This is a genomic window from Massilia sp. WG5, assembly GCF_001412595.2.
Taxonomy (GTDB): Bacteria; Pseudomonadota; Gammaproteobacteria; order Burkholderiales; family Burkholderiaceae_D; genus Telluria.
The window spans coordinates 2,258,004-2,279,316 of record NZ_CP012640.2 but is presented as its reverse complement, the minus strand read 5'-3'; the positions used below and the strand labels follow the sequence as shown (position 1 = coordinate 2,279,316).

Annotated in this window: 25 protein-coding genes; 18 read left to right on the top strand and 7 right to left on the bottom strand. The window is 65.3% G+C overall.

The genetic code is table 11. The features are described 5' to 3' along the window. Positions 1-49: 49 nt before the first annotated feature. The 4 genes from AM586_RS10170 to rpmB form a co-directional block, all read right to left on the bottom strand. Positions 50-337 carry a hypothetical protein gene (locus AM586_RS10170; RefSeq protein ID WP_047826829.1) on the bottom strand — a complete coding sequence of 96 codons (288 nt, stop codon included), beginning with the start codon at positions 335-337 and terminating at the stop codon, positions 50-52. A gap of 125 nt (positions 338-462) precedes the next feature. Further along, positions 463-1,584 carry a hypothetical protein gene (locus tag AM586_RS10165; RefSeq protein WP_047826830.1) on the bottom strand — a complete coding sequence of 374 codons (1,122 nt, stop codon included), beginning with the start codon at positions 1,582-1,584 and terminating at the stop codon, positions 463-465. A gap of 151 nt (positions 1,585-1,735) precedes the next feature. Then, on the bottom strand, positions 1,736-1,903 hold the full coding sequence (gene rpmG / locus AM586_RS10160; RefSeq protein WP_005665735.1) for a 50S ribosomal protein L33: 168 nt from the start codon (positions 1,901-1,903) through the stop codon (positions 1,736-1,738). Between the two features lie 13 nt (positions 1,904-1,916). Further along, entirely contained in the window at positions 1,917-2,153 is a 237-nt protein-coding gene (rpmB, locus tag AM586_RS10155; RefSeq protein WP_060567073.1) for a 50S ribosomal protein L28, read from the bottom strand. A gap of 279 nt (positions 2,154-2,432) precedes the next feature. Between rpmB and AM586_RS10150 the strand changes: the two genes are divergently transcribed. Beyond that, complete coding sequence (locus tag AM586_RS10150) at positions 2,433-3,971, top strand: glycosyltransferase family 39 protein (protein WP_052234494.1); 1,539 nt, start codon at positions 2,433-2,435, stop codon at positions 3,969-3,971. A 10-nt stretch (positions 3,972-3,981) separates the two neighbouring features. Here AM586_RS10150 and radC read toward each other — a convergent pair whose 3' ends face one another. Next, the gene (gene radC, locus AM586_RS10145) at positions 3,982-4,656 is read right to left on the bottom strand and encodes a DNA repair protein RadC (RefSeq protein WP_047826833.1); all 675 of its coding nucleotides are present in this window, start codon (positions 4,654-4,656) and stop codon (positions 3,982-3,984) included. Between the two features lie 95 nt (positions 4,657-4,751). Here radC and AM586_RS10140 point away from each other — a divergent pair, with 95 nt between their 5' ends. The 7 genes from AM586_RS10140 (at position 4,752) to AM586_RS10110 (ending at position 10,477) form a co-directional block, all read left to right on the top strand. After that, positions 4,752-5,207 carry a peptidylprolyl isomerase gene (locus AM586_RS10140; RefSeq protein ID WP_047826834.1) on the top strand — a complete coding sequence of 152 codons (456 nt, stop codon included), beginning with the start codon at positions 4,752-4,754 and terminating at the stop codon, positions 5,205-5,207. 10 nt (positions 5,208-5,217) lie between these two features. Then, positions 5,218-6,159, top strand: coding sequence for a 4-hydroxy-3-methylbut-2-enyl diphosphate reductase (gene ispH / locus AM586_RS10135; protein WP_197416517.1), 942 nt, complete (start codon positions 5,218-5,220; stop codon positions 6,157-6,159). Next, positions 6,159-6,668, top strand: a complete 510-nt coding sequence (locus AM586_RS10130; protein ID WP_047826836.1) for an adenine phosphoribosyltransferase — start codon at positions 6,159-6,161, stop codon at positions 6,666-6,668. The genes ispH and AM586_RS10130 overlap by 1 nt, the downstream gene beginning before the upstream one ends. 147 nt (positions 6,669-6,815) lie before the next feature. Continuing rightward, positions 6,816-7,745 carry a branched-chain amino acid ABC transporter permease gene (locus tag AM586_RS10125; RefSeq protein ID WP_047826837.1) on the top strand — a complete coding sequence of 310 codons (930 nt, stop codon included), beginning with the start codon at positions 6,816-6,818 and terminating at the stop codon, positions 7,743-7,745. Positions 7,746-7,763: 18 nt separating this feature from the next. After that, positions 7,764-8,975, top strand: coding sequence for an ABC transporter ATP-binding protein (locus AM586_RS10120; RefSeq protein ID WP_047826838.1), 1,212 nt, complete (start codon positions 7,764-7,766; stop codon positions 8,973-8,975). Beyond that, positions 8,972-9,742, top strand: coding sequence for an ABC transporter ATP-binding protein (locus tag AM586_RS10115; RefSeq protein ID WP_047826839.1), 771 nt, complete (start codon positions 8,972-8,974; stop codon positions 9,740-9,742). The genes AM586_RS10120 and AM586_RS10115 overlap by 4 nt, the downstream gene beginning before the upstream one ends. Before the next feature lie 12 nt (positions 9,743-9,754). After that, entirely contained in the window at positions 9,755-10,477 is a 723-nt protein-coding gene (locus tag AM586_RS10110; RefSeq protein ID WP_047826840.1) for an ABC transporter ATP-binding protein, read from the top strand. Between the two features lie 63 nt (positions 10,478-10,540). Here the strand turns inward: AM586_RS10110 and phaP are convergent, their stop codons facing one another. Further along, positions 10,541-11,110 carry a TIGR01841 family phasin gene (gene phaP / locus AM586_RS10105; RefSeq protein WP_047826841.1) on the bottom strand — a complete coding sequence of 190 codons (570 nt, stop codon included), beginning with the start codon at positions 11,108-11,110 and terminating at the stop codon, positions 10,541-10,543. 293 nt (positions 11,111-11,403) lie between these two features. Between phaP and AM586_RS10100 the strand changes: the two genes are divergently transcribed. The 3 genes from AM586_RS10100 to pbpG all read left to right on the top strand — a co-directional run bounded on the left by AM586_RS10100 (position 11,404) and on the right by pbpG (position 14,338). Continuing rightward, positions 11,404-12,345 (top strand): DMT family transporter, encoded by a 942-nt coding sequence (locus tag AM586_RS10100; RefSeq protein ID WP_082439739.1) that lies wholly within the window; start codon positions 11,404-11,406, stop codon positions 12,343-12,345. A 16-nt stretch (positions 12,346-12,361) separates the two neighbouring features. Beyond that, positions 12,362-13,057 (top strand): nitroreductase, encoded by a 696-nt coding sequence (locus AM586_RS10095; protein ID WP_047826842.1) that lies wholly within the window; start codon positions 12,362-12,364, stop codon positions 13,055-13,057. Positions 13,058-13,228: 171 nt separating this feature from the next. Beyond that, positions 13,229-14,338 carry a D-alanyl-D-alanine endopeptidase gene (gene pbpG, locus AM586_RS10090; protein ID WP_047826843.1) on the top strand — a complete coding sequence of 370 codons (1,110 nt, stop codon included), beginning with the start codon at positions 13,229-13,231 and terminating at the stop codon, positions 14,336-14,338. Positions 14,339-14,363: 25 nt separating this feature from the next. On the opposite strand, the gene AM586_RS10085 is transcribed toward pbpG, so the two are convergent. Beyond that, positions 14,364-15,149: an IclR family transcriptional regulator gene (locus tag AM586_RS10085; RefSeq protein ID WP_047826844.1), complete on the bottom strand. Its 786-nt coding sequence runs from the start codon at positions 15,147-15,149 to the stop codon at positions 14,364-14,366. A 118-nt stretch (positions 15,150-15,267) separates the two neighbouring features. On the opposite strand from AM586_RS10085, the gene AM586_RS10080 reads away from it, so the two are divergent. The 7 genes from AM586_RS10080 (at position 15,268) to AM586_RS10050 (ending at position 21,215) form a co-directional block, all read left to right on the top strand. Beyond that, positions 15,268-15,654, top strand: a complete 387-nt coding sequence (locus AM586_RS10080) for a diacylglycerol kinase (RefSeq protein ID WP_109370456.1) — start codon at positions 15,268-15,270, stop codon at positions 15,652-15,654. A 169-nt stretch (positions 15,655-15,823) separates the two neighbouring features. Further along, positions 15,824-16,462 carry a peroxiredoxin gene (locus AM586_RS10075; RefSeq protein ID WP_047826859.1) on the top strand — a complete coding sequence of 213 codons (639 nt, stop codon included), beginning with the start codon at positions 15,824-15,826 and terminating at the stop codon, positions 16,460-16,462. Between the two features lie 87 nt (positions 16,463-16,549). Beyond that, entirely contained in the window at positions 16,550-17,323 is a 774-nt protein-coding gene (locus AM586_RS10070; protein ID WP_047826846.1) for a sulfite exporter TauE/SafE family protein, read from the top strand. A gap of 118 nt (positions 17,324-17,441) precedes the next feature. Further along, positions 17,442-18,287 carry a sulfate ABC transporter permease subunit CysT gene (cysT, locus tag AM586_RS10065; RefSeq protein ID WP_047826847.1) on the top strand — a complete coding sequence of 282 codons (846 nt, stop codon included), beginning with the start codon at positions 17,442-17,444 and terminating at the stop codon, positions 18,285-18,287. 2 nt (positions 18,288-18,289) lie between these two features. Further along, positions 18,290-19,210, top strand: a complete 921-nt coding sequence (gene cysW, locus AM586_RS10060; protein WP_047826848.1) for a sulfate ABC transporter permease subunit CysW — start codon at positions 18,290-18,292, stop codon at positions 19,208-19,210. Between the two features lie 2 nt (positions 19,211-19,212). Continuing rightward, positions 19,213-20,286, top strand: a complete 1,074-nt coding sequence (locus tag AM586_RS10055) for a sulfate/molybdate ABC transporter ATP-binding protein (protein ID WP_047826849.1) — start codon at positions 19,213-19,215, stop codon at positions 20,284-20,286. Next, a complete protein-coding gene (locus AM586_RS10050; protein WP_047826850.1) occupies positions 20,283-21,215 on the top strand; it encodes a CysB family HTH-type transcriptional regulator in 933 nt (310 codons plus the stop codon). Before AM586_RS10055 ends, AM586_RS10050 begins: the two co-directional genes overlap by 4 nt. Positions 21,216-21,313: the final 98 nt, after the last annotated feature.

The following is a 21,313-nucleotide window of genomic DNA, read 5'->3' as shown; positions in this document are numbered from 1 at the left end:
GCCGTCGAACCGCTGCCGTGTGGCAGTCCAGGGCCGGGGCCTGACACCGCTAGGGAGCCTGCCAGCCATGGTGTTCGTGCGGTGCTGCTGCGGCGTCGTCGTCCGCGTCGTCCTCCGCCTGCAGGCCGTGTGCGCCCATGCTGTCGGCCAGCGCCTGCCGGTCTTCGTCCGCGGATTCGGGCGGGTCGAGCATGTCGTCGAGCATCGCCTGCAGCTCGGGGGTATCCCAGGGGAGGCCGAGGCGTGTCCGGACGTGGATGTAGTGCCTGATTTCGCTGTCTTGTTCCGCGGTCAGCGGCAGGCCGCGAAAGCTGGTCCGCGGATCGTTTTCAGTCATGATGCCCTCGCTCTGCGCGTGGCCGGTCTACCCTGCGGCGAAGCCGCCGCGGCACGATCTGCCTCCTTTGAATCTACGCGCATTCGAGGGCGCGGGGCGCACGCCAGCGGCCGCGCCGGCGCCGTTCAAGGGCAGGCGCCGGTGTCCGGCCAGCCGCATGCGACCAGCCTGGCCGCCTCCGGATTCGCCAGGTAATCCAGGTGCGCCGACACCGGGTCTTCGATCAGGCCGAGCCAGGTCCTGGCGTTCGACACCAGCACGTCCGCCACCGCCACGTCCGGCGCCGCATAGCGGGCCGGCAGCAGGCGGTAGGACAGCAGGTCGTTCGGATCGGTAAACGCGACCACGGCCAGGCGCGCGATCGTTTCCGCGCGCGGGGCCGTCTGGCGACGGCGCAGTTCGAGGAAGCGCTGCAGCGAGTCCGGCGCCCCCGCGCTGCGGTTGCCGGGCTGGCGTTCGATGTCCTGCTCGGCCAGCCCGAGGATGGGCAGCTGGTTGCCGGCCATGAACAGCAGGCCGAGGCGGCGCGCCGCCTGCTGGCCCAGCTCCCGGGTGCGCGGCTGGCGCGATTCGAGCATGCTGCTCAGCGCGTCGAACAGGATCTTGCTGCCCAGGCTTTCCGCGACCACGGCCAGGGTGTGGTCGCCGTTCGGATTGCTTTCCAGGATGCGCGAGATCGACTCGACCATGGCGTCGCGGATCGCATCATGGCTGGCGCCTTCGTAGATCACGGCGTCGGACAGGCAGTCGTTCAGCAGATTGTCCTTGACGTAGCCATTCAGCCGGGCCCGCTTCGGCTTGCACTCGCCACTGCCGGCGGCCGAGCAATCGCTCGGGCTGCCGGTGTTGTCGTAGTCGAGCTGGCGCTTGAGCGGCGAGGTCAGCGGCGACCAGAGCAGGGCGTGGAAGCGCACCGGGGTCCCGCCGATCTGCTGGGTGCGCTCGACGACCTGGACGCCGTTGGCGCTCTGCGTCGCCTGCTCCGGGACGTTCGCCGACACCACGCCGGCGATGTGGTCGATGCCGCGGTTGGCCCAGGTGGCGTCGTGGGTGCACATGCCATGCACCAGGATGACGTCGAGCGGGCGGCCGCTGCCGGTCCGGACCAGGTTGGCGATGCCGGGGAAGGGCGCGCTGTCGCGCACGACAACCGCGGGGCGGTAGGGAGTGGAGCAGGCGGCCAGCAGGCCGGGGATGAGCAGGACGAGGAGTTTGAGGCGGAGATTGAAACGGAAAGCTTGCCACATGGTTCTTTCCTCCGAGAGCGGCAGACATTCGACTATAGCGAGCCTGCCGCCGGGCGGCGGAAGCAATTCAATGGCGGGCTGATCCGAGTCAACAACAAAAAAGCCGCGCACTGCGAAGTGGGCGGCTTTTTTTGGGACCGAAGAAACCAGATTACTTGATCTTGGTTTCTTTGTAGATCACGTGCTTACGTGCTTTCGGGTCGAATTTGGTGATTTCCATCTTCGCCGGCATCGTGCGCTTGTTCTTGGTCGTGGTGTAGAAGTGACCGGTACCTGCGGTCGATTCCAGTTTGATCTTGTCGCGGCCAGTTTTTGCCATGATAGCTCCCTATTTAGATTTTCTCGCCGCGGGCGCGCAGATCGGCCAGCACAGCGTCGATGCCCAGCTTGTCGATGACGCGCAGGCCGGCATTCGAAATACGCAGGGAGACCCAGCGGTTTTCGGATTCTACGAAGATGCGGCGGTTCTGCAGGTTCGGCAGAAAACGACGCTTGGTTTTGTTGTTGGCGTGGGAGACGTTGTTGCCAACCATCGGGCCCTTGCCAGTAACTTGGCAAACACGTGCCATAGCGCACTCCTTGAGTAAACTTCCACAATTGGAAAAACGAGAGTATAGCGTGAAAACAGCCGCGTAATCAACAACTTGCGGAAAAAAATTGTTTCTTAGAATATCTCACAGATTTAACAATCGTAAAATTTGGCAAGTCTTGTGCGCTAAGCTGCTGTTTTCACACTGTTATCCGGTGTAATAAGCAGCCCCTCGCTGGCCATGCCGCACCTTTGTCGAACTTCAATCCCATGATGCATGGATGCCTCAGTGTGGGCAGGTCGACACCACGAGGCTGCCATGCACGACGACTCGCCGGCCGAATTGCAGCGGCCGCCAGATTCCCGCGCCGCGCCCCCGGATCCGCCATCCGGCGCGGACGCGCGCCCACTGCTGGCGCTGCTCGCCTGGTGCCTGGCCTACTTCCTCATCCGCCTGGCGGAGCACGGCACGCTCGAGCGCGACGAGGCCGAGATCGTCTATCTCACCCAGGATCTGCGGCTCGGCTACGGCACCCAGCCGCCGCTGTACGCTTGGCTGCAGTGGCTCAGCTTCGACATCTTCGGCATCAACCGCTTCGGCCTGCTGATCCTCAAGACCCTGGTGCTGGCCGCGACCTGCATCACGGTGTACCGGGCGGCCCGGCTCTTGATCGGACGCCATGGCGCGCTGGCCATCACGGCGTCGCTGGCGCTGTTTCCCCAGGTCGGCTGGGAAGCGATGCGCATCCAGACCCATTCGGTGCTGATGACCGCCATTGCCGGCGCCACCCTGTGGCTGTACTTCGCGCTGCTGGGAAGGCCGACGCTGGCGCGCCATGTCGGCTTCGGGCTGCTGTGCGGGCTCGGCCTGCAGGCCAAGTACAACTACGGCGTGTTCCTGATGGGCCTGCTGGGGGCCAGCCTGCTGGTGCGCGCGCATCGCGAGCTCCTGTGGAACCGCAGGATCTGGACTGCCGTGCTGCCGGCCATCCTGCTGGTGCTGCCGCATGCCGGCTGGATGGTGCAGGATCCCGGCCTGGCCTTCGGCGGCACGCTGCGCAAGATGCAGGATGGGGCGATCGCCGCGCCGTGGCTCCGGCGGGTGGTGCAGGGCGGCCTGGGGGAGCTGAAGGCGGTCGCCAGCTTCGTCACGCCGCCGGCGCTGGTCTGGGCGGCGGTCTGCTGGCGCCGCAGGGCGCTGTGGCGCGGGCGGGCCAGCTTCGACCGTACCGCGCCGGCCAGCCGCTTCTTCGCCTGCCTGTACGCCATCTGCGGCGCAGCGCTGCTCGTGCTCGCGCTGACGGGGGAGGTCGGCACGATCAAGGAACGCTGGATGATTCCGCTGCTGTTTTCCCTGCCGCTGGGCGTCGTCGTCATGTTTCCCGCGCTGGGCCGGGACGCCATCTACGCCGATATCCGGCGCATCGCCGTGACGGTTGCGCTGTGCCTGCTGGCCCTGCTGCCGGCGCGACCCTGGCTGGGGCCGGTCCTGGGCAAGGACATGACGCGCAATCACCCCTATCCCGCGCTGGCGCAGGCGCTGCAGCGGCAATGCCCGGCCGCGCGCACGATCGTGACGGAAAGCCTGCTGACGGCCGGCAACCTGCGCTTCGCCCTGCCCACGCTGCGCTCCGTGCTGCTGGAAGACGAACGGCGCGAGCGTCACGACCTGGCCGCGCCGGCCGTGCTGGTGGCCCATGCGCAGGACGCGCCCGCCGCGCTGGCAAGTTTCCACGCGATCTGGCCGGCGGCCCGGCTGGCGCGCGGCGAGGTGGTGGAGCTGGCGCTGGAACACGGCGGGGGCAGCGGCAGGCGCATGGCCTTCATGCTGGCTTGCGTCCCGGCCGGTCCGCCGTAAGCGCCATCCTCTAGAGCTGGCCGTGCTCGGCAAACGAGTGAACCAGCGGCCCGGCCACCACGAAATGGTCCAGCACGCGGATGTCGACCAGCGCCAGCGCCTGGCTCAGCGTATGCGTCAGGCGAAGGTCGGCTTCGCTCGGGTCCGGCGAGCCGGACGGGTGGTTGTGCGCCAGCAGGACGCTGGCCGCATTGCAGGCCAGGGCTTCCTTGACCACCTCGCGCGGGTGGACGCTGGCGTGCGTCAGGGTGCCGCGGAACAGCTCCTTGTCGGCGATCAGGCGGTTCTTGACGTCTACAAACAACACCACGAAGGATTCGTAGGAGCGTCCGCCGAGCCTGATGCGCAGGTAGCGCTTGACCGCCTCGGGCGAGGACAGCACATCGCCGGCATGCATCTGCTCGGCGATCGCGCGGCGCGCCAGCTCCATCACGGCCTGCATCTGCGCATATTTGGCCATGCCTAGCCCATGCACTTCGGAAAAATCGGACAGCGTCGCCCCGAACAGGCCATGCAGGGAGCCGAAGTGCTGCAGGATGTCGCGCCCCAGCTCGACCGCGCTCTTGCCGCGCACGCCCACCCGCAGCAGCAGGGCCAGCAGCTCGGAATTGGACAGCGCCTGCGCGCCTTCGCGCACCAGGCGTTCGCGCGGTCTTTCCTGTTCGGACCAGTCCTTGATTCCCATGGCGGCCTCTCCGTAAAAAGTGGGCTGGAACGGACGGGACTGGCGGCTCTGGCTTACAATAGCGGTTTGCATGTCCACACACTACGCACTCCGCAATGTCCACCACCAACGCTCCCATCGTCACCGAAACGGCTTACCTGACTCTGCATTATCGTCTTGCCACCGCCGACGGTACTGATATCGTCACAACCTTCGGCAGCACGCCGGCCACCCTGATGCTGGGCCAGGGCCAGCTCGCGCCGCCTCTCGAGCAACGCCTGCTGGGCATGGCAGAAGGCACGCATACGACCTTCGAACTGGGTCCCGATGAAGCTTTCGGCCCGCGCAACCCGGAACTGATCCAGGCCGTGTCGAAGAAGACGCTGGCGGAGAATTCGGTGCCGGACGCCGATTACCAGGTCGGCGACCTGGTCGACTTCGCCGCGCCGGGCGGCGGCCGTTTTGCCGGCGTCCTGCTGCAGATGCGCGAGAACGACGCCCTGTTCGACTTCAACCACCCGCTGGCCGGCCAGACCCTGAAGTTCGAAGTGCAACTGATTTCTGTCCTGTAAAAATAAGATCATGGAAAACGAGATCCTGTTAGCCCAGCCGCGCGGCTTCTGTGCCGGTGTCGACCGTGCGATCGAGATCGTCGAGCGCGCCCTGCAGCAGTTCGGCGCGCCGATCTACGTGCGTCACGAGATCGTGCACAACGCCTATGTCGTCAACGACCTGCGCAACAAGGGCGCGATCTTCATCGAAGAGCTCGACGACGTTCCGACGGGCAACACCCTGGTGTTCTCGGCCCACGGCGTGTCGAAAGCCGTGCGCGACGAAGCCGAATCGCGCGGCCTGAAAGTCTTCGACGCCACCTGCCCGCTGGTCACCAAGGTCCACGTCGAAGTCGCCAAGATGCGCAAGCAGGGCGCCGAGATCATCATGATCGGCCACGCCGGCCACCCGGAAGTCGAGGGCACCATGGGCCAGGCGGAAGAGGGCATGCACCTGGTCGAGACGGTCGAGGACGTCGAGAAGCTGCAGGTCGCCAATCCGGACCTGCTGGCCTACGTGTCGCAGACCACGCTGTCGGTCGACGACACCGCCGAGATCATCGCCGCGCTCAAGCTGCGCTTCCCGAACATCATCGAGCCGAAGAAGGGCGACATCTGCTACGCCACCACCAACCGCCAGGAAGCCGTGAAGTTCATGGCGCCGCAGGTGGAAGTCGTGGTCGTGGTGGGCAGCCCGAACAGCTCGAACTCGAACCGCCTGCGCGAAGTGGCGGACAAGATGGGCACGCCGGCCTACATGGTCGACAACGCGGCCGCCATCGACCCCAGCTGGATCGTCGGCAAGAAGCGTATCGGCGTGACCGCCGGCGCTTCGGCCCCGGAAGTGCTGGTGCAGGCCGTGATCGACCGCCTGAAGGAACTCGGCGCGGCCAGCGTGCGCGCGCTCGAGGGCGTGGAAGAGCACGTTACCTTCCCGCTGCCGAAGGGCCTGACCGGCGACGCGGCCGCGTAATGGCTTTCCAATCGATTCCGCTGGAGTTCTTCCAGGACTATCCGGAACCCGGCGTCAATTTCATCGACGTCGGCTGCATCTTCGACAACCCGGTGCACTGGCAGGTCGCGATCGACACCCTGTACGAGCGCACTGCCGACCTGCATTTCGATTTCATCGTGGCGATGGATGCGCGCGGCTTCATGATCGCCGGCGCGCTCGCCTACAAGCGTGCGATCGGCTTCGCGATGGCGCGCAAACCGGGCAAGCTCCCGGGCGAGGCGATCAGCATCGACTACCAGCGCGAGTACGGCAGCGCGACCATCGAGATCCAGCCGGCGCGCATCAAGGGCGAGCGCGTGCTGATCGTCGACGACGTGCTGGCCACCGGCGGCACCATCGAGGCGGCGGCCAGCCTGCTGCGCCAGGCCGGCAAGGAAGTGGTGGGCGCGGCAGCGCTGTTCGACATCTCCTTCTTCCAGAGCAAGCGCACTCTCACAATGCCTGTCATTACGCTGCGCGACGTCTGAATCGGCCCGGCATGCCCGGCGCATCAATTACCGATGTCAGTTTTTCAAAAACATCGCTATGATGATGACGCTCGGAAATCGTGAATGCAACAGCAAAGCGGCACTTCGGCAAACCGGGTGCCGTTTTTTTATATGAGACAGTAATCGATGGAAACTTTCATCCAACAGATCCTGAACGGACTGGTGCTGGGCAGCATGTATGCGCTGATTGCGCTCGGCTATACCATGGTCTACGGGGTGCTGAACCTGATTAACTTCGCCCACGGCGACGTGCTGATGATCGGCGCGATGGTCGGCCTGAGCATCCTGAAGGGCCTCGAGGCCGCCTTCCCGGGCATGTCAGGCGGGCTGCAGCTGGCGCTCGCGATCATCGGCGCGATGCCGGTGACGATGCTGGTGAATGTGCTGATCGAACGCATCGCCTACCGCCGCCTGCGCAATGCGCCGCGCCTGGCGCCATTGATTACCGCGATCGGCGTCTCGATCCTGCTGCAGACCTTCGCCATGATGATCTGGGGCCGCAGCCCGCTGCCTTTCCCGCAGCTGCTGTCGTCCGAGCCGATCATGCTCGGTGGCGCCGTGATTTCGCAAACCCAGGTGCTGCTGCTGGTGCTGGCCGCGCTCAGCATGATGGCGCTGGTGTTCCTGGTCGAAAAGACGAAGATGGGCCGCGCCATGCGCGCCGTCGCCGAGAACCCGCGCGTGGCCGGCCTGATGGGCGTGGACTCGAACCGCGTGGTGGTGACCACCTTCGCCATCGGCGCCGCGCTGGCGGCTGTGGCCGGCGTGATGTGGGGCGCCAACTATGCCTCGATCCAGTTCGCGATGGGCACGGTGCCCGGCATGAAGGCCTTCTCGGCCGCGGTGCTGGGCGGCATCGGCAATATCTATGGCGCGATGATCGGCGGGATCGTTCTCGGCATCATCGAGAGCCTGGGCGCCGGCTATATCGGCGACCTGACCGGCGGCTTCCTCGGCAGTAATTACCAGGACATCTTCGCCTTCATCGTGCTGATCCTGGTGCTGACCGTGCGCCCGTCCGGCATCATGGGCGAACGCGTGGCCGACCGCGCCTGAGGAAAGGGAACACAGACCATGGCTCTCCTGACCTTCGACCTCGACAACAAACCGCGCCAGTCCTGGGCCAGCATCGGCGTGCTGCTGGCGGTGATGATCGTCTTCCCCTTCGTTGCCAGCCAGTTCGGCAACTCCTGGGTGCGCATCCTCGACATGGCCCTGCTGTACATCATGCTGGCGCTGGGCCTGAACATCGTGGTCGGCTTCGCCGGCCTGCTCGACCTCGGCTACATCGCCTTCTTCGCGGTGGGCGCCTACCTGACCGGCCTGCTGGCGTCGCCGCAGTTTGCCAGCCTGCTGGAATCGGTCGTCAACTATTCGCCGGCGCTGGGCGATTCCCTGGTTGCGCTGTTCGGCGAAGACATCCGCAGCAACGGCATCCATTTGTCGGTGTGGGCGATCGTGCCGCTGGCGGCGATCGTGGCCGGCGTCTTCGGGGCGCTGCTGGGCGCGCCGACCCTCAAGCTGCGCGGCGACTACCTGGCCATTGTGACCCTGGGCTTCGGCGAGATCATCCGGATCTTCATGAACAACCTGAACGATCCGATCAACTTCACCAACGGTCCGCAGGGCATCAACCTGATCGATCCGATCCGTATCTTCGGCGTTTCGCTGGCGGGGGAGGCGGGCTCGCGGGCCACGGTGTATATCGCCGGTTTCGGCATCCCGTCGGTGAACGCCTACTACTTCCTGTTCCTGCTGCTGTGCATCGTGACCATCTTCATGACCAGCCGCCTGCAGCATTCGCGCCTGGGCCGCGCCTGGGTGGCGATCCGCGAGGACGAGATCGCAGCCAAGGCGATGGGCATCAACACCCGCAACGTCAAGCTGCTGGCGTTCTCGATGGGCGCCTGCTTCGGCGGCGTGGCCGGCGCGATGTTCGCGGCCTTCCAGGGTTTCGTTTCGCCGGAATCCTTCTCGCTGACCGAGTCGATCGCCGTGCTGGCGATGGTGGTGCTGGGCGGCATCGGCCACATCCCCGGCGTGGTGATGGGCGGCGTGCTGCTGGCGGCCCTGCCGGAAATCCTGCGCCACGTGGTCGAACCGGCCCAGCGGGGGCTGTTCGGCAAGGTGCTGATCGAAGCCGAGGTGCTGCGCCAGCTGCTGTACGGCCTGGCCATGGTCGTCATCATGCTGTACCGCCCGGCCGGCCTGTGGCCGTCGCCGCGCAAGGAAGACCGCCCGGCCGCGGCCATCGCGAAGGAAGAACACGAAGAGAACAAGGCATGAGCGACGTTTTGCTGAACATCTCCGGCGTCAATAAACGCTTCGGCGGCCTGCAGGCCCTGACCGACGTCGGCATCCGCATCGAGCAGGGCCAGATCTACGGCCTGATCGGTCCCAACGGCGCCGGCAAGACCACCTTCTTCAACGTGATCACCGGCCTGTACCAGCCGGACACGGGCCGCTTCGAGCTGGCCGGCAAGCCGTATTCGCCGTCCGCCCCGCACGAGGTGGCGAAGGCCGGCATCGCGCGCACCTTCCAGAACATCCGCCTGTTCGGCGAGATGACGGCGCTGGAAAACGTGATGGTCGGGCGCCACGTGCGCACGCGCCAGGGCGTGTTCGGCGCCATCCTGCGCCACAAGGCGGCGCGTCTCGAAGAAGCGGCGATCCGCGCGCGGGCCCGGGAGCTACTGGACTTCGTCGGCATCGGCCAGTTCGGCGACCGCACCGCGCGCTACCTGTCCTACGGCGACCAGCGCCGCCTCGAGATCGCGCGCGCGCTCGCGACCGAACCGCGCCTGCTGGCGCTGGACGAGCCGGCGGCCGGCATGAACGCGACCGAGAAGCTGGCGCTGCGCGAGCTGCTGGTGAAGATCCAGGGCGCCGGCGTCACCATCCTGCTGATCGAGCATGACGTGAAACTCATGATGGGCCTGTGCGACCGCATCTCGGTGCTCGAGTACGGCAAGCTGATCGCGGAAGGGGTGCCGGCCGAGATCCAGAAGAACAAGGCGGTGATCGAGGCCTACCTCGGCACCGGCTCAGCGTAAAGATCCTCATTGATGAGCGAGAATATCCTCAAGATCAGCGGCCTCAAGGTCGCTTACGGCGGCATCAAGGCCGTCAAGGGCATCGACCTGGAGGTCAACCGCGGCGAGCTGGTGACCCTGATCGGCGCCAACGGCGCCGGCAAGACCACGACCCTGAAGGCCATCACCGGCACCCTGCCGGCGTGCAAGGTGGAGGGCAGCGTGTCCTACCTGGGTCAGACATTGGACAAGGCGAAATCGTTCAGGCTGGTGCAGGACAAGCTGGCCATGGTGCCGGAAGGGCGGGGCGTGTTCACCCGCATGAGCATCCACGAAAATCTCTTGATGGGCGCCTACACGCGCAAGGACCAGGCCGGCATCGATGCCGACATCGAGAAGTGGTACACGGTCTTCCCGCGCCTGAAGGAGCGTGCCGGCCAGCTGGCGGGCACCCTGTCCGGCGGCGAGCAGCAGATGCTGGCGATGGCGCGCGCCCTGATGTGCCATCCGACCCTGCTGCTGCTGGACGAGCCATCGATGGGCCTGTCGCCGATCATGGTCGAGAAGATTTTCGAGGTGATCCGCGACGTCTCGCGCCAGGGGATCACGATCCTGCTGGTGGAGCAGAATGCGAAGCTGGCGCTGCAGGCCGCGACCCGCGCCTATGTGATGGAGTCGGGCTCGATCACCATGACGGGGGATGCGCGGCAGATGCTGGACGATCCGCGGGTGCAGGCGGCGTACCTGGGCGAGTAAAACAAACGGCCCGGACCGCTCACGCGATCCGGGCCGTTTCACTTCCCCGAAGGGAAGCCTTGTTTAGGCAGCGTTGGCGGCGCCGTTGGCGGCCTTGCCTGCAGCAGCGGTGAACTGCGACACGGCGGCGTTCAGGTTCGATTCGATTGCTTCGGCAGCCTGCTTGGTGGTCTTGCTGAACTGCTCGTAGCCGGCGTTGGCGTTGCTGATCGCGGTCTTCAGGGCCGACACATAGGTCTCGGAACCGGCCGGGGCGTTCTTGGTCACTTCGTCGACCAGCGAGATCACCTTGCGGTTGACTTCAGCGATCTGGCTCTCGGCAGCGCGCGAGAACTCGGCGCCGGTGTCGGCGGCGATCGACGCCACTTGACGGCCATAGGCCAGGGCTTTCTCGGCGCTCGGCTGGGCCTGGGCGGCGGTCACGGCGAAGAACTCCTGCGGATCTTTGACGGACAGCAGCTGACGGGCGGTTGCCGACGAGTTTTCCAGCGTGGCTTTGGCCGTGTTGATGTTCAGGTCCACCAGCTTTTCCATGCCCTCGAAGGTCTTGGAGGTCAGGGCCGACAGCAGGGCGAATTGGGATTCCAGATTGGCTTTGGTCGCGTTCGAAAACTGCTCGGGGAATGCAAACATGTAGTTCTCCAGTAATGGACTAATAATGAACTTGGGTGGACCCGGATGTTGCTCGGTAATCGGTGCAGCGTTTATTCAAACGGTCTTTTGTGCGCCGCAACATGAACAGATTTTACCGGGTTTCGATGATGCGTCAAGAACTTTTGATGCGGCGCACAAGAGAGAATACCAGTTTTGACTTATATCAAGACATGCAATCGTTTGCGCTGTGTTCCGTTTGCACCGATACAACAGTCGAGGCCGGAAAAGGCCGGCCGGCGAGGACCCCGGCAGCATGCTAGACTGGCAATCCGATGAGGCCCGATACTTCCCAATCCCCCGCCCCGACTGCCGTCCCGCTATCCGCGGCCGCCAATGCCGCGCCGTCGCATACGGCCTGGCTGTCGCCGGTCCCCCTGTTTTTCGTCTTCTTGTGGAGCACGGGTTTTATTGCTGCCAAGTACGGCCTGCCCTACGCGCCGCCGCTGAGCTTCCTGACATTGCGCTGCCTGGGCGCGGTACTGGTCCTGCTGCCGCTGGTGCTCGGAAGCGGTGCACCATGGCCGCGCGGACGCATCCTGCACGTGGCGGTGGCCGGCCTGTTGCTGCAGGCCGGCTACCTGGGCGGCGTCTGGAGCGCGATCAAGATCGGCATGCCGGCCGGGCTGTCGGCCCTGATCGTCGGGATGCAGCCGATCCTGACCGCTTTCGCCGCGCCCCTGGTCGGCGAGCGCGTCACACCGCGCCAGTGGCTGGGCCTGCTGCTCGGCCTGGGCGGCGTCGGCCTGGTCGTGTATGCCAAGATCAGCCTGAACGGCCTATCCGCCGGCGCGATCCTGTTCTGCATCCTGGCCCTGCTGTCGATCACCAGCGGCACCCTGTACCAGAAACGCTTCTGCCCGCAGTTCGACCTGCGCACGGGGACCCTGATCCAGTTCACCGCCTCCGGGCTGCTGCTGTTGCCCTTCGCCGTCGCGCTGGAAGGTTTCGGCCCGGCGCTGGCGAACGTGCACTGGACCCCGCAATTCGTCGGCGCGCTGCTGTGGTCGATTCTCGCGCTGTCGATCGGCGCCATCTTCCTGTTATTCAGACTGATCAGCCGCAACGACGCCACCAGGGTCACCAGCCTGCTGTACCTGACCCCGCCGACCACGGCCGTGATGGCCTGGCTGATGTTCGGCGAGGCGCTGAGCCCGCTTGGACTGGTCGGGATGGCGGTCGCGGTGGCGGGCGTGGCCTTCGTCGTCAAGAAATAATCACCAAGGAGACCTGATGATCACCAGCCAGCAGCAACAGGCCGTCGATGCGGCCATTACCTCGCGCCGTTCGATCCGCGCCTACCTGCCGACCCCGGTCGCACGCGAGGACATCGAAGCCATCCTCGAAGTGGCGGCGCGGGCGCCGTCCGGTACCAACACCCAGCCGTGGAAGGTCTACGTGCTGACCGGCGCGGCCAAGGAGCGCCTCGGCAGCGCGATCCTGGCGGCCTACGGCGATCCGCAGCAGTCGAAGGAACATACCGAGGAGTACGCCTACTATCCGCGCGAGTGGGTGGCGCCCTTCGTCGACCGGCGCCGCAAGGTCGGCTGGGACCTGTATGCGCTGCTCGGCCTGACGCGCGACAACAAGGCCGGGATGGCATCGCAGCATGCCCGCAATTACCGCTTCTTCGACGCGCCGGTCGGCCTGATCTTCACGATCGACCGCGTGATGCAGCAGGGTTCCTGGCTCGACTATGGCATGTTCCTGCAGAACATCATGGTGGCGGCGCGTGGACGCGGGCTCGACACCTGCCCGCAGGCGGCCTTCACCCAGTTCCACCGCATCATCAAGGAACAGCTGGGCTTGCCTGACAATGAAATGCTGGTCTGCGGCATGGCGCTGGGCTGGGCCGATCCGGACAAGGTCGAGAACACGCTGGTGACCGAACGCGAGCCGGTGTCGAACTTCGTGCGCTTCGCGGAGTAGCATTTTCTGTATACTCGTTCGCAAGCTGTTGAATTATCAAGAGATTTCTACAACGTGAGAAACATTGCGATGTAGCAAAATGCGAGCGCAGATGCTACATTCTCTTGCGCTTCAATCGTCTTTCGCTACACTTAAATGTGTGCTCATCAGTTTGCGTTCAAGGAATTTCAGATGCTCAAGCTTGCGTTGGCCGCGGCCATGACCATGATGCTGGTGCTTGAACCCGCCCAGGCCGCCACGGGCCACAAGCACAAGGGACACGCGGCCGTCGTCAAGAAGGGCAAGGCCAGGCGGACCGACCTGGCCAAGGTGATCGCCGACGACAACCGCCAGCGCATGGTGCGCCGGATCGAGATGGTGCACGGCAAACGCCGGGTGGTCTACCAGCAGGTGCGCCGCGCCGCCCCGGCCCTGGCCTTCCTCAGCGCCGGCGACATCGCCGGCCTGAACAAGACCCACGATCCGCTCGAGCTGCGCTCCTCGGTCGCCTACGTGCTCGACCAGACCAGCTCGGAAGTGCTGTTCGAAAAGAATTCCACCGTCGCCCTGCCGATCGCCTCGATCACCAAGCTGATGACGGGCCTGCTCGTCGTCCAGGCCAGGCAGCCCCTGGACGAGGTGCTGACCATTACCGACGCCGACGTCGACCGCCACAAATACACCAGTTCCCGTCTGCCCGTCGGCGCTCGCATGACGCGCGGCAACCTGCTGCACATCGCCCTGATGAGCTCGGAAAACCGCGCCGCCGCCGCACTCGGCCGCAATTATCCGGGTGGCATCACGGCCTTCGTCGACGCGATGAATGCCAAGGCGAAGGAACTCGGCATGAACGACACGCATTATGTGGATTCGAGCGGCCTGTCGAGCCAGAACGTGTCGAGTGCGCGCGACCTGGCAAAGCTGGTGATGACGGCCCACCAGGAGCCCCTGCTGCGCCAGTACACGACCGACCCGAACTACGTGGTCGAGGCCAGCGGCCGCCGCATGGCGTATCACAACACCAACTACCTGGTGGCGATGCCGGACTGGAACATCGGCCTGCAGAAGACCGGCTTCATCAACGAGGCGGGGCGCTGCCTGGTGATGCAGGCCATGATCCAGGGCCGCAACGTGATCATGGTGTTCCTGGATTCGAAAGGGAAGCAGTCGCGTACCGCGGACGCGGGGCGGATGCGCAAATGGCTGGAGGCCTTGAAGCCGGCCAGTATTCCGGCGGCGGCGGCGGCAGGGGTGCCGGTGACGGTGTCGGCGGCGGCGCCGGTGGGGCCGAGCGCGCAGTAATTTACCTGGTAACCACGCGCAATAACTACACGCCGGCGCCGACCCGGTGCCCCAGCGTCGCGGAAATCTGCGCCGCCGTGTTCACCAGGTCTTCCAGCCACTCGTCCTGCAGCCGGTCCGCCGGCGCCGAGATCGACAGGCCCGCGACCAGCTTGCCGCTGTCGTCGTGGATGCCGGCCGCCATGCAGCGCACGCCCAGTTCCAGCTCCTCGTTGTCGCGCGCATAGCCGCGCGAGCGCACCAGGGTCAGCTCGCGCTCCAGGCGCGCCAGGTCGGTGATCGAATTCTTGTTGTGGCCGGCCAGGCCGGTGCGGGTGGCGTAGGCACGGATCGCCTTCGGTTCGTCCACCGACAGGAACAGCTTGCCGGTCGAGGTCAGGTGCAGCGGACCGCGGCCGCCGATCGCGCGCACCACCTGCATGCCGGAGCGCTCGGAGAAGGCGCGGTCGATGTAGACGATCTCGTCGCCCTGGCGCACCGACAGGTTGACCGTCTGCCGGGTCTTGTTGTGCAGGGCGCGCATCAGGTCGACCGCCGCTTCGCGCACCGACAGGCGGCTCTTCACCACATTCCCCAGTTCCAGCAGGCGCATGCCGAGACGGTAGGTGCCGGGCTCGACGCGGTCGACGAAGCGCGTCACCACCATGTCGTTCAGGATCCGGTGCGCGGTCGAGGGATGCAGGCCGGATACCTTCGACAATTCCTTCAGGCTGACGGGATCCGAATAACTGGCCAGCACATCGAGGAGGGCTACCATGCGCTCGATCACCTGGATGGAAGTTTTCGCCGGTTCGAGAGTTTCCATTTTCATATTGTGGTTGGTGCAGTGCGGTATATTTCTCTACTTTATACCATAATGTGAAAATTGTGTTTAACGCGTTGGGCCGGCGTGCGGCATAATGCCAATCCTGCAAGCAATCACGACATCCATGGATCAACCAAGCAGCGAGTTCAAGAGCAAGGGCGGCCTGGCGCGCATCGCCGCCGCCACGCGCTATTCGATCGCAGGTTTCAAGACGGCCTGGCGGCACGAACACGCCTTCCGCCAGGAGCTGATGGTGGCGGGGCCGGCGGCGATCCTGGCGCTGCTGCTGCCGGTGTCCAGCTTCCAGAAGCTGGCCCTGATCATGGTGCTCGGGCTGGTGCTGCTGGTGGAATTGATCAACGCTGCCATCGAGGCGGTGGTCGACCGCGTCTCGCTGGAACGCCATCCGCTGTCCAAGGCGGCCAAGGACCTGGGCAGCGCAGCGGTGGCGCTGGCGATCGCGATGGCCGCCGCGACCTGGGCTGTCGTGCTGTATAACCGCTTTTTCTGAGGGGCCTCGCAAAACCTGCTACGCGTTGCACTGTCGATCTGCGATGCTCACTGTACTGCTCGTACAGCTGCGCTTCTCGATCAACATTGCTGCCGCTCGCTACGGTTTATCGAAGTCCCTAATTTGTGGCGCCTTCTGGCGCCAGTTGCTTAACCTCAAGGAGATGAAGATGACTTTACGCCTGGGCGACACGGCTCCCGACTTCGAGCAGGATTCCACCATCGGCCGCATCCGCTTCCATGACTGGGCGGGCGATTCCTGGGTGGTGCTGTTCTCGCACCCGGCGGACTTCACGCCGGTGTGCACGACCGAACTGGGCCTGACCGCCAAACTCAAGCCGGAATTCGACAAGCGCAATGTCAAGGCCATCGCACTGTCGGTCGACCCGGCCGAGCAGCACAAGGCCTGGATCAAGGACATCGAGGAAACCCAGCAGACCGTGGTCGGCTTCCCGATCATCGCCGACGCCGACAAGTCGGTCTCGGCCCTGTACGACATGATCCACCCGAACCAGTCGGCCACCGCGACTGTGCGCTCGCTGTTCGTGATCGATCCGGCCAAGAAAGTGCGCCTGATGATCACCTACCCGATGAGCACCGGCCGCAACTTCGACGAAGTCCTGCGCGTCATCGACGCCCTGCAGCTGACCGACGGCTACACCGTCGCGACCCCGGGCAACTGGAAGGATGGCGACGACGTCATCATCCCGCTGACCGTGCAGGATCCGGAGCAGCTCAAGCAGAAGTACCCGAAAGGCTATTCGGCGCCGCGTCCTTATCTGCGCCTGACGCCGCAGCCGAATAAGTAAGCCACGGCCCGCATAAGCAAATAAGGAAGCTGTCGTTGGATTAACGGCTGAGGCCCTTTACCCTTGGAGCCAATCTGGGGGTAAAGCATGTCCATTACGTATATCCTGTCGGGATTCGCCGTCGGCCTTCTGGTCGGCATGACCGGCGTCGGCGGCGGTTCGCTGATGACGCCGCTGCTGACGCTGATGTTCGGCGTCACGCCATCGGTGGCGGTCGGCACCGATCTCGCCTTCGCCTCGCTCACCAAGAGCGCGGGCACCGTCACCCACCGCTCGCGCGGCAACGTCCAGTGGCCGATCGTCGGCCGCCTGTGCATGGGCGCGCTGCCCGCCGCGCTGCTCGCCACGCTTGCCCTGCAATATCTCGGTCCCCTGAACGCCGCCATCGGCCAGGTGATCCGCTATTCGATCGCCATTTCCGTGATGATGACCGTGGTCGCGATCCTGTTCCGCACCAGGATGCTGGCCTGGGTCAACGCCAGGCCCGGCCGCCAGCTGCAGGGCAGGGCGCTTGCCGCCGCCACCATCGCGTCCGGCGCGCTGCTCGGCACCCTGGTCACCGTTTCGTCGATCGGCGCCGGTGCGATTGGCGCCACCCTGCTGGTGATGCTGTATCCGAAGCTGAGCCCGGCCGAAGTGGCGGGCACCGACATCGCCTATGCCGTGCCGCTGACCGCGATCGCCGCCGCCGGCCACTGGTGGCTGGGCTCGATCAACTGGCTGCTGCTGGTGACCCTGCTGGTCGGTTCGGTGCCGGGCATCACGCTCGGCTCCTGGGCCGCGAAGGCCGTGCCGGAAGCTTTCCTGCGCGGTTTGCTGGCGATGACGCTGGCCCTGGTGGCGTGCAAGCTGGTCATGTGAAGGCGGACGCCGCCTAATAGCGGAACTGTCTATGCAAATGAGGAATGCTTCGTTTGCAATATGTGGTCTGGGTGCGATTATGTCGCGTTATTAGAAGAAATTGTAATAAGGCCCATCCATGAATACGCTTGTGACCAGCCGCAGCAGCGCCAACCGGGTGATCCCCGGCTTCGGGCTTTCGCTCGGCTTCACGATCTTCTACCTCGCGCTGATCGTGCTGATCCCGCTGTCGGCGATCTTCCTGAAGACCTTTACCATGAGCTGGGACGCGTTCTGGAGCGCCGTCACCTCGGAACGCGTGATGGCCTCCTACCGCCTGAGTTTCGGCGCGGCCCTGATCGGCGCCGCCATCAATGTGGTGTTTGGCGGAATCGTCGCCTGGGTGCTGGTGCGCTACCAGTTTCCGGGCAAGCGCTTCGTCGATGCCCTGGTCGACCTGCCTTTCGCCCTGCCGACGGCCGTGGCCGGCATCACCCTGACCGCGCTGTACTCCAGCAATGGCTGGATCGGCAAATACCTGGATCCGCTGGGCATCAAGGTCGCCTTCACGCCGCTGGGCGTGGTGGTGGCGCTGACCTTCATCGGGCTGCCCTTCGTGGTGCGGACCGTGCAGCCGGTGCTGGAAGATGCCGAGCGCGAGCTGGAAGAAGCGGCCGCCAGCCTGGGCGCCAGCCCCTGGCAGACGTTTACGCGCGTGATTTTGCCGGGCATCGTGCCCGCGCTCCTCACCGGCTTTGCGCTGGCCTTCGCCCGCGCCACCGGCGAATACGGCTCGGTGGTCTTCATCGCCGGCAACATGCCGATGGTGTCCGAGATCACGCCGCTGTTCATCATCACCAAGCTGGAGCAGTACGACTACACGGGCGCCACCGCCATCGCCGTGGTCATGCTGGTCGCTTCCTTCATCCTGCTGCTGGCGATTAACCTGCTGCAGGCCTGGACCCGCAAACGGGCGGGGAAATAACAATGAGCGCAGTCCTCGATACCGTCAAAGACGAGAAGCCGGCCGTCCTGCGTCCGCCGCGCAAGGCCACCAACACGCTGGAACCGAACTGGGTGCGCTACGCATTGATCGCGGTGGCGCTGCTGTTCCTGACCCTGTTCCTGTTCGTGCCGCTGGTCGCCGTGTTCGCCGAAGCCCTGAAGAACGGCTGGGCTACCTACAAGGAGTCCATCGTCGATGCGGACGCGCTGGCGGCCATCAAGCTGACCCTGATCGCGGCCCTCATCTCGGTGCCATTGAACCTGGTGTTCGGCGTCGCCGCGGCCTGGGCCATCGCCAAGTTCGATTTCCGCGGCAAGAGCCTGCTGCTGACCCTGATCGACCTGCCGTTCTCGGTCTCGCCCGTGATCGCCGGCCTGATGTACGTGCTGATGTTCGGCTCGCAGGGCTGGTTCGGCCCCTGGCTGATGGACCACGACGTCAAGATCCTGTTCGCGGTGCCGGGCATCGTGCTGGCCACCGTCTTCATCACCTTCCCCTTCGTGGCGCGCGAGCTGATCCCGCTGATGCAGGCCCAGGGCAGCGAAGAGGAAGAGGCGGCGCTGGTGCTGGGCGCGTCCGGCTGGGCGACCTTCCGCCGCGTGACCCTCCCCAACATCAAGTGGGGCCTGCTGTACGGCGTGATCCTGTGTAATGCCCGCGCGATGGGCGAGTTCGGCGCCGTCTCGGTGGTGTCGGGCCACATCCGCGGCGAGACCAACACCATGCCGCTGCAGGTCGAGATCCTCTACAACGAATACAACTTCACGGCGGCGTTCGCGATTGCTTCGCTGCTGGCCCTGCTGGCCCTGGTCACGCTGGCGGTGAAATCCTTTATCGAATGGCGCCTGCACCAGAGCCGCAAGGCGGCCGTGCAAATGCAAGCAAATACCCTGGAGCACTGAGCATGACGATCGAAGTCCAACACATCCGCAAGCAATTCGGCCAGTTCACGGCCCTGGATGACGTCTCGCTGCAGTTCGCGGACGGCGAGCTGACCGCGCTGCTCGGGCCGTCCGGCTGCGGCAAGACCACGCTGCTGCGCATCATCGCCGGCCTGGAGTTCCCGGACGCCGGCCGCGTGCTGCTGGACGGCAACGACGCCTCCGCCAGCCACGTGCGCGAGCGCCAGGTCGGCTTCGTGTTCCAGCACTACGCGCTGTTCAAGCACATGACCGTGTTCGAGAACGTCGCCTTCGGCCTGCGGGTCAAGCCGCGCAAGGAGCGCCCGAGCGAAGCGCAGATCCGCGAGAAGGTCAAGAAGCTGCTCGAGCTGGTGCAGCTGGACTGGATCGCCGACCGCTACCCGCCGCAGCTGTCCGGCGGCCAGCGCCAGCGCATCGCCCTGGCCCGCGCCCTGGCGGTGGAGCCGCGCGTGCTGCTGCTCGACGAGCCCTTCGGCGCGCTGGACGCCAAGGTCCGCAAGGAACTGCGCCGCTGGCTGCGCCAGCTGCACGACGAGCTGCACGTGACCTCGATCTTCGTCACCCACGACCAGGAAGAAGCGCTGGAAGTGGCCGACCAGGTGGTGCTGATGAACAAGGGCCGCGTCGAGCAGCTCGGCACCCCGGACGCCGTCTACAACCAGCCGGCCTCGCCCTTCGTGTACGGCTTCCTGGGCAACGTCAACCTGTTCCACGGCCGCGTCAACGACGGCGTGCTGGCCAGCGGCGAAGCGACCTTCCACGCGCCCCAATATGCCGGCGTACAGAACGGCGAGGGCATCGCCTACGTCCGTCCGCACGACCTCGACGTCGAACGCTTCGTGCCGGGCGGCGAGGGCGTGGCGGTCAAGCTGCGCCGCGCGCACGCGATCGGCCCGCTGGCCCAGCTCGACCTCGAGCGTGCCGACAATGCGCAATTGATCGAAGCGGTGATCCCGAATGAGCGTTACCGCGAGCTGGGCCTGCGCGATGGCGAGACCCTGCTGGTGAAGCCGCGCCGGGTGCACGTGTTCGTCGACCAGGGGGATGGCATATGAACTTCCAGCAGCTGCGTTCGGTGCGCGAGGCAGCGCGCCGCAATTTCAACCTGACGGAAGTGGCGAACGCCCTGTTCACCTCGCAGCCGGGGGTGTCGCGCCAGATCCGCGAACTCGAGGATGAGCTGGGCGTGGTCATCTTCGAACGCAACGGCAAGCGCCTGACCGGCATGACCGACCCGGGCAAGGGCATCCTGAAGATCATCGAACGCCTGCTGGTCGAGGCCGAGAACCTGCAGCAGGCCAGCAGCGAATACGCGGCCCAGGACAGCGGCACGCTCACGGTAGCCGTCACCCACACCCAGGCGCGCTATGCGCTGCCGCAGGTGGTGCAGGCCTTCCGCACCTCCTTCCCAGGGGTGCGCATCGCCCTGCAGCAGAGCGCACCGGACCACATCGCCGAATGGGTGCTGTCGGGCCGCGCCGACATCGGCATCGCCACCGAGGGCCTGTCGACCTTTCCTGACCTGGTCTCCTTCCCGTGCTACCGCTGGAGCCACCTGGTGGTGGTGCCGGACGGCCACCCGCTGCTGGGCCAGAGCCCGATCAGGCTGGCCGACCTGGCCGAGCATCCGCTGATCACCTACGACGTCGGCTTCACCGGCCGCAGCCACATCGACGCCGCCTTCGCCGCCGCCGGCGTGAATCCGGACATCGTGCTGACGGCCATGGATTCGGACGTGATCAAGCAGTATGTGTCATTGGGGATGGGCGTCGGGATCGTCGCCTCGATGGCCTTCGACCACGGGCGCGACCGCGGCCTGCGGGCGATCGAGTCCTCGCACCTGTTCGCGCCGAACGTGACCAGGCTGGCGGTGCGCAAGGGCGCTTACCTGCGCGCGTACGCGTACGATTTCATCGAGCGGTTTGCGCAGGGGTTTACGCGGGCGGATATCGAGCGGGCGCTGCATCCGGTGGCGGCGGAGTAAGAACAGCCGCACCGTAAAACAAGGTCATTCCCGCGAAGGCGGGAATCCAAGTTTTTGTAATCCGCCACGAACCTGGGCCCCCGCCTCCGCGGGGACGA